Source organism: Stenotrophomonas sp. SMYL86 (assembly GCF_036320025.1).
Classification (GTDB): Bacteria; Pseudomonadota; Gammaproteobacteria; order Xanthomonadales; family Xanthomonadaceae; genus Stenotrophomonas; species Stenotrophomonas maltophilia_A.
This window is the reverse complement of record NZ_JAWIRU010000013.1, coordinates 45,596-58,140: the sequence shown is the minus strand read 5'-3', so window position 1 is coordinate 58,140 and position 12,545 is coordinate 45,596. Positions and strand designations below refer to the sequence as shown.

The following is a 12,545-nucleotide window of genomic DNA, read 5'->3' as shown; positions in this document are numbered from 1 at the left end:
ACGCATGTATTCGCTTGCCCGCCCCTTCCTGTTCTCGCTCGACGCCGAGCGCGCCCACGGCCTTGGCCTGTCCGCACTGGACCTGGCCTACCGCACCGGCACCACGCCGCTGCTGGCCGCACGCATCGCGCCGATGCCCAGCACGGTGTTCGGGTTGACCTTCCCCAATCCGGTCGGCCTGGCCGCCGGCCTGGACAAGAATGGCGAGCACATCGATGCGCTGTTCGCGCTGGGTTTCGGCTTCGTCGAAATCGGCACCATCACCCCGCGCCCGCAGGCCGGCAATCCGCAGCCGCGCCTGTTCCGCCTGCCTGCACACAACGCGATCATCAACCGCATGGGCTTCAACAATGCGGGCGTGGACGCGCTGGTGCGCAACGTCGAGCGCGCGCGCAACCGCCGTGGCCTGCTCGGCATCAACATCGGCAAGAACAAGGACACCCCGAACGAACAGGCCGTGGACGATTACATCGCCTGCCTGGACAAGGTGTACCCGCTGGCCGACTACATCACTGTCAACATTTCCTCGCCCAACACCGCCGGCCTGCGTGAACTGCAGGAAGAAACCGCGCTGCGCCAGCTGGTCAGCCAGTTGCGCGACCGCCAGGAAGATCTCGCGGCCCGCCACGGTCGCCGCGTGCCGATGCTGGTCAAGGTGGCGCCCGACCTGAGCGAGCGCGACATCGATGCCGCTGCCCGCGTGCTGGGCGAACTGCAGGTGGACGGCGTGATCGCCACCAACACCACCATCGACCACAGCAAGGTGGCCGGCGACCCGCTGGCCAACGAGGCCGGCGGCCTGTCCGGCGCGCCGGTGCTGGAGCAGTCCACCCTGGTACTGCGCCGCCTGCGTTCGCGCCTGCCCGAGTCGGTGCCGTTGATCGGTGTTGGCGGCATCCTGTCCGGTGCCGACGCCGTGGCCAAGATGGCTGCTGGTGCGGCGCTGGTGCAGTGCTACAGCGGCCTGATCTTCCGTGGCCCGGCCCTCGTCTCCGAATGCGTGGAGGCGATCCGTCGCCGCCGCGAAGCGCCGAGCCGCGGCGCGGTGGCCCCACTGTGAGCACACCCATGGATACCGTCGACGGCAACGCCTCGCTGCGCTGGACGCTCACCCGCAATGCGCCGCTGCAGGCCCTGAACACCTTCCACGTGCAGGCCAGCGCCGCACAGCTGCTGGAACTGCACGATGCCGCGCTGCTGCCGGAGGTACTGGCACTGCCCGAGGTGGCCAGCGGCCCGCTGCTGGTGCTGGGTGCCGGCAGCAACGTGCTGATCGCCGAGGACCTGCCGGGCACAGTGCTGGTGTTCGGCAACCGTGACATCAGCTTCCTCGAGCATCGCGCCGACCATGCCGTGATCCGCGCCGGTGCCGGTGTGCCGTGGCACGGCCTGGTGATGTGGTCGCTGCAGGAAGGCCTGTCCGGCCTGGAAAACCTGGCCCTGATTCCCGGCACCGCCGGTGCCGCGCCGATTCAGAACATCGGCGCCTACGGCGCGCAGGTCGGCGAGTTCATCCAGGCCGTTGAAGCCTGGGACTGCCAGGAACAGGCCTGGGTGCGGCTGGACAACGAACAATGTGGTTTCGCCTACCGCGACAGCGTGTTCAAGCAGCAGATGGACCGCTACCTGATCACCGCCATCGAACTGAAGCTGCCACTGCTGCATGACCTGCGCATGGACTACGCCGGCATCCGCGAGGAACTGCAGGCGCAGGGTGTGGAATTGCCCAGTGCGGTGGACGTGGCCAATGCGGTGATCGCGATCCGCCGCCGCAAGCTGCCCGACCCGGATGTACTGGGCAACGCCGGCAGCTTCTTCAAGAACCCGGTGCTGCCGCTGGAACAGGTCGACGTGCTGCTGCAGCACTTCCCCGAGCTGCCAGTGTTCCCGTCCGACCAGGACGGCAAGCGCAAGGTCTCGGCGGCATGGATGATCGAGTCCTGCGGCTGGAAGGGCTTCCGCGAAGGCGATGCTGGCGTGGCGCCGAGCCACGCACTGGTGCTGGTCAACCACGGCAACGCCACCGGCGCTGAACTGCTGGCGCTGGCGCGACGCATCTCTGCTTCCGTGCTGGAGAAGTTCGGCGTGCCAATCGAACCGGAGCCCCGCCTGCTCGGCGCACAGTGGTGAACACCCCCGCCCTCTCCCCCAGCGCCACCCCGATGCGGGCGGCGCTGCTGATGCTCGGCAGCACGATGGCATTCGGCCTGATGGCCGTGGCGATCCGCTATGCCACGCGCTACGTGCCCACCCAGGAAGTGGCGTTCTTCCGCAACGCCTTCGGCCTGCTGGCGTTGCTGCCGATGCTGCTGCGGCCAGGCCACGCGCCGCTGAAAACCCAGCAGCTGCCGCGCTACTTCGTGCGCAGTGCGATCGGCCTGGGTTCGATGCTGTGCGCCTTCTGGGCATTGGGCCATCTGCCGTTGGCGCAGGCGGTCTCGCTTTCGTACTCCACCCCTCTGTTCGTCACCATTGCCGCCGTGCTGTGGCTGGGCGAGACCGTGCGCGTGCGTCGCTGGGCGGCGGTGGTCGTCGGCTTCATCGGCGTGCTGGTGATCGTGCGCCCCGGTACCGCGGGCTTCACCGCTGGCAGCCTGGTGGCGGTGGGTGCGGCCGTGCTCAGTTCGCTGGTGGCGATCCAGATCAAGCAGCTGACCCGCATCGACAGCGCCGACACCGTGGTGCTCTATACCTACGTGTTCTGGGTGCCGCTGTCGCTGATCCCGGCAGTGTTCGTCTGGGTCTGGCCGACCGGCGTGGCGTGGCTGTGGCTGCTGGCCACCGGCGTGCTCGGCACCATCGGCCAGCTGCTGTGGACGCGTGCGCTGCGCCTGGGTGAAGTCTCGGCACTGACCCCGATCAGCTTCCTGCAGCTGCCGCTGGTCACGTTGTGCGGCTGGCTGCTGTTCAACGAAACGGTGGACCGCTGGACGATCATCGGTGCCGGCATCATCCTCGCCGCCAACGCCTACATCGCCCATCGCGAGGCCGTGCTGTCGCGCCGCGCCGCAAGCGCAGCGGCCTCGGCGGCAGCCAAGCCCGCCGAGTAGATCCGCGCCATGCGCGGATGATTCCTGTCCGCCCGATCAACGATGGCGGCACAAAGAGCTGCCGAGCGTAACTGTAGAGTCGAGCCATGCTCGACTCATCGCGCGAAGCGCGACGGTTCACCCATGGCAGGTGACGTGCATTTACAACGCGCGATACACCCGCTCCGCCGCATCGAACACATTGCCCGGCGCGAACTGCTCGCCCAGGTAATGCAGCGACTGCCGGCGCAGTTGCGGCGAGCGCTCCTCACCATCGCTGCCCAGCAGCACCTGCTGGAACTCGATCAGATCCTGCAGGATGCGCCAGTGCCGGTACCAGGCGATCCAGCGCGGATCGCCGCGGTCGCTGCCGTAGCCGTCCTCGAAGCCCAGCGGATTCTCGCGCCCCCAGCGCCCGCCAACCGCCGCACCGATGAACATCAGGTCGCGCTCGCGCGGTGCCAGCGACAGGCCATCCCAATCGATCAGGTGCAGCCCACCGTCATTGCCCATCAGCAGGTTGCCGGCATGCAGATCGGTGTGGCACAGGTGCAGGTCTACCGGCACGTCCTGCAAGGCCGCAAGCAGTTCCCGTGCCTGCGCATGCAGCGCCGCGATGCGCGCATGCTGCTGGTCCCATACCGAAACGAATGCGCGGCCCAGCCCGTCCTTCGCGGCCGCCAGGCCCTCGCCGGCCAACCACTGCCCGACGGTCTCCAGCGCCGCGGTTTCCAGCCGGACGATCGGCAGCGCCTGCTGCAGTTCCGCCGGCAGCTGCGCACCGTGCAGGCGCCGCAGTACCTCACCCAGCCGTTTCCACTGGGTGCGGCTCAACGCTGCCTCGAACCCGGACTGGCCTTCCACGTAAGGGAACAGGGTGAACTGCAATCCCCAGCGCTGTACCGACGCACCACCGGTCAGTGCCGGCCACGGCGCGACGATCTCATCGATACCCAACGTGCCGCGCATCCAGTGCAGGCTGTCCCACACCGATGGGTCGACCTGGTAGGTGCGGCATTTCAACCACCACTGCCCGTGCCGCGCATCGACGCGATACACGCTGGCATTGGCGTCGGCGCCCACCGGGCGTGGCACCACGGCGGTCGGGGTGATGCCATAGGATTGTTGCAGGACTTCGCCGAGATGCTGCGCCGAAGCGAATGACATGGATGCAAGCGGAAAGTGTTACCTGCCGCCACTATCGCAGATGCGCTCGCCACGACACAGACATGTCCGTCACAACATCGCGTCGGCACGACCAAAGAACTAGCCTGCAATACGGCGCATCACCGCCTCCAGTGGACCGCGCGCGAACTGCCATGACCACAGCCACGCCGCAGCGGTCGCCAGCATCAGGAACAGCAGCGCCCACAACAGCACCGACGCGAGCGAGGCACTGCCATCAAGCAGGCCCAGGCTTTCCAGCGTGCCCATGCCCAGCAGGATGTGACCCACGTACAGGGTCAGGGTCATGCGCCCAGCCGCGGTGAACGGCTCCAGCCAGTCGCCCGGGCGTACACGCGTCAGCCACAGGCAGGCGGCGATGACACTGCAGGCCGCGCCCGCACCAGTAAGCACGTAGGCGGGTCCCGGCGGCATCGGCTGCGTTCCCAGCCACGCCTGCCAGAGCGTTCCCTGTGCGAGCTGCTGCACGCCATGTCCAGCCGCGATCAGCAACAGGCCCAGCACCAGCAATGCATGCTGCACCCGAGGCTGCGACAACTGAAGGCGCGCCAGCAGCATGCCCAGCAGGAAGAAGCACAGCCACGGCATCAACGGGTGGAAGCCATTGAACAGCAGGTTGCGGGCCGCGCCCGGCCATTGCCACAGACCGGCGTATTCCAGCGTCTGCCAGTTCCATCCCTGGCTGTAATCCCAATGCAGCAACGCCCAGAACGAACAGGCCGCCAGGCCCACGATGCTGGCCACCAACACCCGCGGCGAGGCACGCAGCCACAGCACTGCCAACGCGAAATACACCGCGTAGTAGTGCAGGATATCGGCCGGGAACAGGGTCAGGTTGAGCAGGCCCAGCACCATCAGGAACAGCGCGCGCCTCCAGGTCTGCACGCTGGCCGGCCACCACCCTTGCCGCTGCGTGGCCAACACCAGGCCCAAGCCAGCCAGCGTAACGAACGTCGCCGAAGCCTTGCCTTCCAGCAGATGGAAGAACCCTGCCAGCCAACCCTCCCCCTCTGCCGGCACGGCCATCGCCAGACGGAAATTCACCAGCACCATGCCGGCCAGTGCCAGGTAACGCGCCAGGTCCAGCCCGTGCAACCGCCGGTCAGCAGCATTCATGCGCGTGCGCCCAGCAGCAGCGCGAGCAAGCCAAGATCCAGCGATGCTTCATCGATGCCCTCGGCTTCGCCCAGCCCCCGACGCAGCGCATCGCTTTCGATGGCATCCAGCAGCACCTGCGCCTGCAGTGCCGGCACCAGTACGGGACGCCGACGTTCGCGCTGTGCCATCTGCTGCAGGGCTTCGGCCAGCGTCGCCTGCAATTGCCTGCGATTGGCCGCGAAGGCCTCGGCCACGGCCGGATTGCGTGCGCTCTCGGCCAGCACCTCCACCGCAAGTGTTGCCCATTCCGGCTGCCGGCACAGCGCATGGAAGTCCTGCAGGAAGGCCATCACCTGTGTGCGCTCGCCATCGGACGCGGCCAGTCGCTGCAGCAACGGTGCCAGTTCTTCGCTCTCGGCCACCGCCACCGCAAGGATGATCGCCTCCTTGCCCGGGAAGTGGTTGTAGAGATTGCCCAGGCTGACGCCGGCCGCCTGCGCGATGTCACGCATGCTGGTCTGGTGGAATCCCTTCACGAGGAAGCACTGCAGGGCGGCCTGCAGGATCTGCGCGATGCGTTGCTCGTTGCGGCCGGCTCGGTTCATGGCACAAATAGTGAACGAACGTTCGTCCAATTAGAAGCTGGCAATCCGGCCAACGCCGGGCTCCGTTCAGCCAGCCTTGACCTCAACTGCGGTTGAGGCCCGATGCTGCGCGGCCTGTCCCACGCTCAACCCGGAGTTCCTGCATGCCACGGATGATCACCACCCTGCTCGACAGCCGCGTGCTGTGGCTCCTCGCGCGGCTGTTGCTGGCCGTGGTGTTCCTGTCCTCGGGCCTGGCCAAGCTGCTGGCGTGGGACAACAGCGTGGCCGAAATGCAGTCGGCCGGGCTGCAACCGCCTGTGCTGTTCAACATCGCCAGCGCCGTGGTGCTGCTGGGCGGCGCAGTGTGCCTGCTGCTCGATCGCCTGCTCTGGCTGGGCAGCGGCGCGCTGGCGGTGTTCATGCTGCTGACCATCGTCATCGTGCATACCTTCTGGAACAAGCACGGCGCCGAACAGCAGCTGGCCCTGTTCTTCGCGTTGGAGCACCTGAGCGTGGTCGGTGGCCTGATCTGCGCGGCCATCGCCAGCCATGCGCGGGCTCAGAAGAACTCGTCGAGCAACCGGTAGAACGCCAGCCGGCGCTCGTCGGCCACCGCACCGTAGCGTTGGAACAACGGCGCGACCCAACGCGTGTCGCCGAAGTTGTGGACCAGGCTGCGCGCGGCCAGCGCCAGATCCTGGTAGCGGTCGGCCACACCCAGCCGGCCACAGTCGATGAAACCACTGAAGCGGCCCTCGACCACCATCAGATTCGGCAGGCACGCATCGCCATGGCTGACCACCAGGTCTTCATAGTCGGGCCGGGTGCTGCACAGTTCGGCGAAGACCTGCTGCGGACTCTGGCCCAGGCGTTCGTCATCGAAATCATCGGCATCCACCAGGCCCGCTTCAACGCGGGCCTGCGCAACCTGCACGCGCGACGCCAGTCGCTGGTCGAACGGACAGGCTGCCACCGGCAACGCATGCAGCCCGCGTAGCGCGTCGGCCAGCAGCTCCACCAGCTGCTGCGGCGCGAGCTCCGGCGACGAGGCCAGGTCGCGGCCAGGCAGCGCGCTCATCAGCAACCAGCGCCGGCCCGCCTCTTCGGCAGTGGCAATCACCGTTGGCACCGGTTGTCCCTGTGCCTGCAGCCAACGCAGGCGTGCGATCTCATCGCCCAGCTCACTGAAGGCGTCGATCACTTCCGACTTCAGGAAAGCATCGGCTTGGCCCAGCCGATGCACGCGGGCAACATCCGCACGCGACACACCGATCGATTGCCGCTCGATGCGCGCATCGGCCAATGCGTCCTGCCACGCCCACGGCAGCGGCATGTCATCAGTGATGGGTTTGGGTGCTTCCATGCCGAGGTGTTCCTGTTGCCGGTGACCCCACGGATTCTCGCTCATCCTGCATGGACCGCAGCCAACAACGACGCGGAAAGGTACATGCCCAGGCCGAACACACTGTGCGCCACCAGGCTGCGCAGGCGCGCCTTGCCCGGCGCCGGGGTCTTTGAAGCGGCAATGCCCGCGCCAATGCCCGGCTGCAGGATGAGGAACGGTGCGACGACGCTGAGGATGCCGAAGGCCAGCGCCGGCCACAGTGTCGGCGCCTGCACCCAACCGTTCCCCACCACGGCCAGCAGCAACGCGGCGAAGATCACCCCGATCACGTAATGCGCAGTCCAACCCAGCGCGCGCTCGCCACTGACCGCTGCCGAGCGGCCGATACCGTCGTGGCGGAAGCGCCCGCGCGGCAGATGCCCCAGCCAGCGGCCAACCATCGCGAAATCCAGCGAGGGAATGCCGAGCAGCCGCCGCTGCACCAGCGCCCACAGGTCCATCACAGCGGTCGCTCCCACGCCGACTACCACCGAATCCATCACGAATGTCGCCAGGCCAGCCATATCGCACACCTTCAATTATTTGCTTGAATGATAGAGCGATGCTAGCGTGCGCCGCATGAACGCTGCAACAGAGCCACCGCTCTCACCGCTGGAAGCCTTGGCCGAGATCGCCCGCACGCTCGGCCATGCCCACCGCCTGGCCCTGCTGGAGCACATCGCCCAGGGCGAGCGCGCCGTGGAGCGCCTGGCCGAACTGACCGGGCTGTCGGTGGCCAATACCTCCCAGCATCTGCAGCAGCTGCGCCGTGCCGGCCTGGTTCAGACCCGACGCGATGGCAAGCGCATCCTCTACCGCAGTGGTGAGGGTCCGCTGGGCAACCTGCTGGCCGCGCTGCGCGACTATGCCGACCACCAGCGCAGCGAGATGCACGGCGTGATCCACGACAGCCTGCAGCGCCGCGATGCTCTGGAAGGCCTGACTGTCGAGCAGTTGCTGGAACAACGCAGCAGCGTGGTGCTGCTGGATGTGCGGCCGCGTGAGGAATTCGATCTGGGCCATTTGCCCGGCGCGCTGAACATTCCCGTTACGGAACTGCGTGCACGGATGGACGAACTGCCGCGTGCCGTCCACATTGTCGCGTACTGCCGCGGTCCCTACTGCGTGCTGTCCAACGATGCGGTGGCGATGCTGCGCGAGGCCGGACTGACCGCGCAGCGGCTCGCCGCCGGTTACCCCGAATGGAAGGCCGCCGGCCTGCAGGTGGACCTGCCCCGGCACTGAGCGAGACACCGGTCATGGATGATGTGTTTGCCCCGTTGATCGATGCGACCTGGCGCAGCGTGTTCTCCGGGCAGCGCATGCTGCAGGATGATCCACTGCTGCAGTTGGCGTGCAGCGATGATTTCGATGAGGGCGAGGACGGCATGCTGCTGCAGCCGGTCGCGGGCCCCGCGCGCGCACTGCTGCGCCCGGCCCTGGCCGCTCGCCTGCAACTGCACGCGCAGCCGCACTGGACGCTCCCGCAGCTGCAACTGCGCCTGCAGCAGCTCGGCCAGCGCACGCATGGCGCGGATCGCGTCTTCTACTTCCCCGCCGCAGAACTTGCGGCCCTGGCCGAGCGCCCTGCACCGCCACATATCCGCCGTCTTGGCCCGGCCGACGCAGCCGCGTTCGACGGGTTCCAGGCCAGCGCGAGCGAGGAGGATCTGGATGCCGCCTGGGTCGAGCTGGACCACTGGCAGGTGTTCGGCGCCTTCGATGGCGAGCGGCTGGTTGCCGCGGGAAGCATGTACCCGTGGAGCCTGGATCCGGCCCTGGCCGACATGGGCGTGCTGACCCTTCCCGAAGCCCGCGGTCGCGGGCACGCGCGCCAGCTGGTACGCGCCATGGCCGTGTCCGCACAGACGGCCGGGCTGCAGCCGCAGTACCGTTGCCAGCTCGACAACACCGCCTCGATCATTACCGCCGAACGCAGCGGCCTGCGTGCGTTCGCCGATTGGGACACCGTTCTGGCGGCCGACTGAGGCCGCCGCAGTACAACAAGGAAGCAACATGAAATTGATGGTCATCGGCGCCAGCAGGGGCCTCGGTCGGGCGTTCGTGGAAGGCCTGTGCAGTGCAGGCGACACCGTCATCGGCGTTTCACGCAACCGACCGCGCGATATTGAATGCCCCGAGGGCGTCACCCTGCAGTGGATCGAAGCCGATCTGTCCCAGCCGACCGTGGCTGCCGACCACATCGCAGCACAGGCACCTGCCGATCTGGATGTGCTGATCCACAACCTGGGCATCTGGGAACAGACCGCCTTCAGCGACGAGTACGCCTTCCTCGACGAAACCGATGCCGCGCTCACCCAACTGGTCGACGTCAACATCACCGCCACCCTGGTGCTGCTGCAGCGCCTGCTGCCTCGGGTGCTGGGCGCGCCACGCCCGCAGCTGGTGCTGACCGGCTCGACCTCGGCACTGCCACGCAGCGGCCGCCCGGAAGTGGCGTTCGGCGCATCCAAGTTCGCGCTCAACGGCATCGCCGATGCACTGCGCGAGGGCTTCCGCGATCGCCGCCTGGCGGTGACCAGCCTGCAGCTGGGCTACCTCAACACCGACGATGCACTTTCAGTGCCGGTGGCCGAGGCCGCAGCGCGCGGCGACGGCGAGCTGGTGCCGGTGCACGACGTCGTTGCGATGGTGCGCGCGTTGCTGCAGTTGTCACCGTCCGGCTTCGTGCGCGAACTGGTGCTGCCGGCCATCGCCGACCCGCGCTACTGACCGACTCTGCGCAGGCCAGGCTCGACCTCTTCGCGCAACAGGTACCCGAGCACGATGGCGGTCAGCACGGTCGCCATCGCCAGGACAAACAGCTGGCCACGGACGGACTCCATGTATGCCTGGGCCAGCGCCGTTCTCGAAACGCCGGGCAATGCCTCCACCGCTCCGCCAAGGTCGCCCATGGACAGCCGGTGCACAGCTGCACGGGCCACGACGCCGGCTTCCAGCGCTACGCTCCCGCCAATCCGGGCAGAAAGCATGATGCCGACAAGCGCGAGGGCAATGGAATCGCCTGCCAGTCGCATTGCGTTGAAGATGCCCGCGGCCATGCCTGCCTGCTCTTTGCCAACCACGCTGACCGCCAGGCCATCCATGATCCCCCAAGGCAGACCGATGCCGATCCCGATGACCAGCATCGGCTTCCAGCGCACCGAAGGTAGCTGGAACACCTGGGCCAGCCATGCGAGCCCAAGCGCGCCGATCAGCAGGCCAGCACAGCACAGCGTCCGCGCCGGAATCCAGCGCAGCAGGTAACCGGCAACCAGGGGCACAACCAGCAAGGGTGCAGACAGTGCTGCCATCGCCAGTCCGGCTTCGGTGGGCCGCAGCCCTTCAACACCGATGAACCCCGCCGGCAGCACCACCAGAAGGACGACGTACGAGAACGCAGGCGCAGCGGCGAGAATCTGCACGCCGACAAAGCGCCGGTTGCGGAACAGCCCGAGATCCAGCAGCGGTGTTCGATGGGAGCGCTCGACGGCAATGAACGCGGCCAGCAACACCATCGAGAGCGCCAGCAATACCAGCGTCTGCGGATGCAACAGGCCGCGTTCCGGCAGCACGATCATGGCGTAGGTGAGAGACCCAAGCGCCAGCATGAAGGTGACGGCGCCCAGCCAATCCAGGCGTGGCGAACCGGTGCTCTTCGATTCGACGGATGACAGGGCGACCAACGGTACGGTCAGGGCGGCCAGCAACGCAGGCAGGAAGAACACCCATTCCCAGCCCAGCGCATCGATCAATCCGCCTGCCAGCAGCGGACCGCCTGCGGCTCCTGCACCAAAGGTGGTGCCGATCAGGCTGAACACCCTGGCCCGCGCCTGGCCGTCGAACACCTGCGCCAGCGACGCCATCGCACCGGCAAACGCAGCCGACGCCGCCATCCCCTGAAGCAGTCGCAGTGCATTGATCCACGCCACATCGGGCATCAAGGGGATCAGGCCGGTGACGAGCGCAAACGACGCGCCGCCCAGAAGCCAGATCCGGCGCCTGCCATGCAGATCGGCCAGCCCACCGGCCACCAGCGTGGTGCAGCCGTAGGTCAACAGATAAGCGTTGATGATCCAGGACAACGCCGCAGGCGAACCACCGAGCGCGTCCCGGATGGCGGGAATGCCCACGGCGGGACTGGCAATGCTCAACGGAATGGTGAGCGCCGTCAGGCAGCCCGCCAGCACCACTCCAAAGCGTGATGATCCGGCCGTCTCAACAGAAGCAACTGACATGTCGATGAAACTCCAGCGTGGCCAGGCGCCACCGCATTGATGCTATCGACGACGCTGTCGCGTAAAAATCCATCGTTGTGTCCGTGCTTTAATGACATGAACGTCATCAATGGCCACGTCATGGACAGCTTTGCCGGTCTCAGCCTCTTCGTTCTGGTCGCCGAGGCACGCAGCTTCGCGGCCGCAGCACGACAGCGTGGCATCACTCCTTCGGCGGCAAGCAAGACCATTGCCCGGCTGGAAGAGCGCCTGGGTGCCCGCCTGCTGAATCGCAATACCCGCAGCGTCAGCCTGACTGCCGAAGGCGAGCAGTTCCTTGAACGCTGCCGTCGCATCATGACCGAGGTCGCCGCAGCGGAGCGCGAGCTGACCGACGCCCAGGCCGCGCCCAGCGGTCGCCTGAAGGTCAGTCTTCCACTCGCCAGCGGACTGATGCTGCCGGTGCTATCGGCCTTTGCGCACCGCTTTCCCGCCATTGAACTCGACCTGCACTTCAGCGACCGTCTTGTCGATGTCATCGAGGAGGGCTTCGACGCCGTTGTCCGCACGGGCAACCCCGCCGACTCCAGGCTGCACGGCCGCAACCTCGGCAGTGCCCGCCTGCTCTGTGTGGGCGCCCCTGCGTACTTCGCCAAGCGCGGCACGCCACAGCACCCGGAGGATCTGAGCGGCCACGCGTGCCTTCTCCATCGCTTTCCCGGCACCGGCCTGATCGAACGTTGGCCGCTGCCCACGCATGAGGGAGGCACTGAGCTGCGACTGACTGCCGCAATGACCGCCAATCATCTTGAGACGATCCTGCACATGGCCATTGATGGCCATGGCATTGCGTGCCTGCCCGACTTCGCCACGCGTGATGCGCTGGACCGCGGTGAACTCGTCAGCGTCCTGGACCCATGGAGCACCGAGCGCAGCACCTTCTGGGCCCTCTGGCCAAGCCATCGCCATCAGCAGCCGCGTGTACGCGCGTTTGTCGATTTCATGGCCGACCACCTCCTGCCCGAACCCAACCAGTGCAATTGAA

Annotated in this window: 14 protein-coding genes; 8 read left to right on the top strand and 6 right to left on the bottom strand. The window is 67.0% G+C overall.

Going from position 1 to position 12,545, the window contains the following annotated elements; genetic code table 11:
• Nucleotides 1-4: 4 nt before the first annotated feature.
• From V3B64_RS14670 to V3B64_RS14660, 3 genes are read left to right on the top strand one after another with little or no spacing between them, the layout of a single operon-like run.
• The gene (locus tag V3B64_RS14670) at nt 5-1,060 is read left to right on the top strand and encodes a quinone-dependent dihydroorotate dehydrogenase (protein ID WP_043397144.1); all 1,056 of its coding nucleotides are present in this window, start codon (nt 5-7) and stop codon (nt 1,058-1,060) included.
• 8 nt (nt 1,061-1,068) lie between these two features.
• On the top strand, nt 1,069-2,130 hold the full coding sequence (gene murB / locus V3B64_RS14665) for a UDP-N-acetylmuramate dehydrogenase (protein WP_329914351.1): 1,062 nt from the start codon (nt 1,069-1,071) through the stop codon (nt 2,128-2,130).
• Nucleotides 2,131-2,162: 32 nt separating this feature from the next.
• Nucleotides 2,163-3,050, top strand: coding sequence for a DMT family transporter (locus V3B64_RS14660; RefSeq protein WP_121503117.1), 888 nt, complete (start codon nt 2,163-2,165; stop codon nt 3,048-3,050).
• A 141-nt stretch (nt 3,051-3,191) separates the two neighbouring features.
• Here the strand turns inward: V3B64_RS14660 and V3B64_RS14655 are convergent, their stop codons facing one another.
• From V3B64_RS14655 to V3B64_RS14645, 3 genes are all read right to left on the bottom strand, one after another.
• The gene (locus V3B64_RS14655) at nt 3,192-4,196 is read right to left on the bottom strand and encodes an aminoglycoside phosphotransferase family protein (RefSeq protein ID WP_180836934.1); all 1,005 of its coding nucleotides are present in this window, start codon (nt 4,194-4,196) and stop codon (nt 3,192-3,194) included.
• 99 nt (nt 4,197-4,295) lie between these two features.
• Complete coding sequence (locus V3B64_RS14650) at nt 4,296-5,330, bottom strand: heparan-alpha-glucosaminide N-acetyltransferase domain-containing protein (RefSeq protein WP_329914350.1); 1,035 nt, start codon at nt 5,328-5,330, stop codon at nt 4,296-4,298.
• The gene (locus V3B64_RS14645; protein WP_329914349.1) at nt 5,327-5,917 is read right to left on the bottom strand and encodes a TetR/AcrR family transcriptional regulator; all 591 of its coding nucleotides are present in this window, start codon (nt 5,915-5,917) and stop codon (nt 5,327-5,329) included. The genes V3B64_RS14650 and V3B64_RS14645 overlap by 4 nt, the downstream gene beginning before the upstream one ends.
• Nucleotides 5,918-6,060: 143 nt before the next feature.
• On the opposite strand from V3B64_RS14645, the gene V3B64_RS14640 reads away from it, so the two are divergent.
• Entirely contained in the window at nt 6,061-6,486 is a 426-nt protein-coding gene (locus V3B64_RS14640; protein ID WP_197615319.1) for a DoxX family protein, read from the top strand.
• Here V3B64_RS14640 and V3B64_RS14635 read toward each other — a convergent pair.
• Together V3B64_RS14635 and V3B64_RS14630 are read right to left on the bottom strand one after the other, a co-directional pair.
• Complete coding sequence (locus V3B64_RS14635) at nt 6,459-7,262, bottom strand: APH(3')-II family aminoglycoside O-phosphotransferase (RefSeq protein ID WP_329914348.1); 804 nt, start codon at nt 7,260-7,262, stop codon at nt 6,459-6,461. The genes V3B64_RS14640 and V3B64_RS14635 overlap by 28 nt on opposite strands.
• 41 nt (nt 7,263-7,303) lie before the next feature.
• Nucleotides 7,304-7,807: a DUF2938 domain-containing protein gene (locus tag V3B64_RS14630; protein WP_329914347.1), complete on the bottom strand. Its 504-nt coding sequence runs from the start codon at nt 7,805-7,807 to the stop codon at nt 7,304-7,306.
• A gap of 55 nt (nt 7,808-7,862) precedes the next feature.
• On the opposite strand from V3B64_RS14630, the gene V3B64_RS14625 reads away from it, so the two are divergent.
• From V3B64_RS14625 to V3B64_RS14615, 3 genes are read left to right on the top strand one after another with little or no spacing between them, the layout of a single operon-like run.
• A complete protein-coding gene (locus tag V3B64_RS14625; RefSeq protein WP_032129739.1) occupies nt 7,863-8,528 on the top strand; it encodes a metalloregulator ArsR/SmtB family transcription factor in 666 nt (221 codons plus the stop codon).
• A gap of 14 nt (nt 8,529-8,542) precedes the next feature.
• Nucleotides 8,543-9,271 carry a GNAT family N-acetyltransferase gene (locus V3B64_RS14620; protein ID WP_329914346.1) on the top strand — a complete coding sequence of 243 codons (729 nt, stop codon included), beginning with the start codon at nt 8,543-8,545 and terminating at the stop codon, nt 9,269-9,271.
• A 28-nt stretch (nt 9,272-9,299) separates the two neighbouring features.
• Complete coding sequence (locus V3B64_RS14615) at nt 9,300-10,016, top strand: SDR family oxidoreductase (protein ID WP_071228927.1); 717 nt, start codon at nt 9,300-9,302, stop codon at nt 10,014-10,016.
• On the opposite strand, the gene V3B64_RS14610 is transcribed toward V3B64_RS14615, so the two are convergent.
• On the bottom strand, nt 10,010-11,521 hold the full coding sequence (locus tag V3B64_RS14610; RefSeq protein WP_329914345.1) for an MFS transporter: 1,512 nt from the start codon (nt 11,519-11,521) through the stop codon (nt 10,010-10,012). The genes V3B64_RS14615 and V3B64_RS14610 overlap by 7 nt on opposite strands.
• Before the next feature lie 120 nt (nt 11,522-11,641).
• Between V3B64_RS14610 and V3B64_RS14605 the strand changes: the two genes are divergently transcribed.
• Nucleotides 11,642-12,544: a LysR substrate-binding domain-containing protein gene (locus tag V3B64_RS14605; RefSeq protein WP_329914392.1), complete on the top strand. Its 903-nt coding sequence runs from the start codon at nt 11,642-11,644 to the stop codon at nt 12,542-12,544.
• The last annotated feature ends 1 nt before the right edge of the window (nt 12,545 follow it).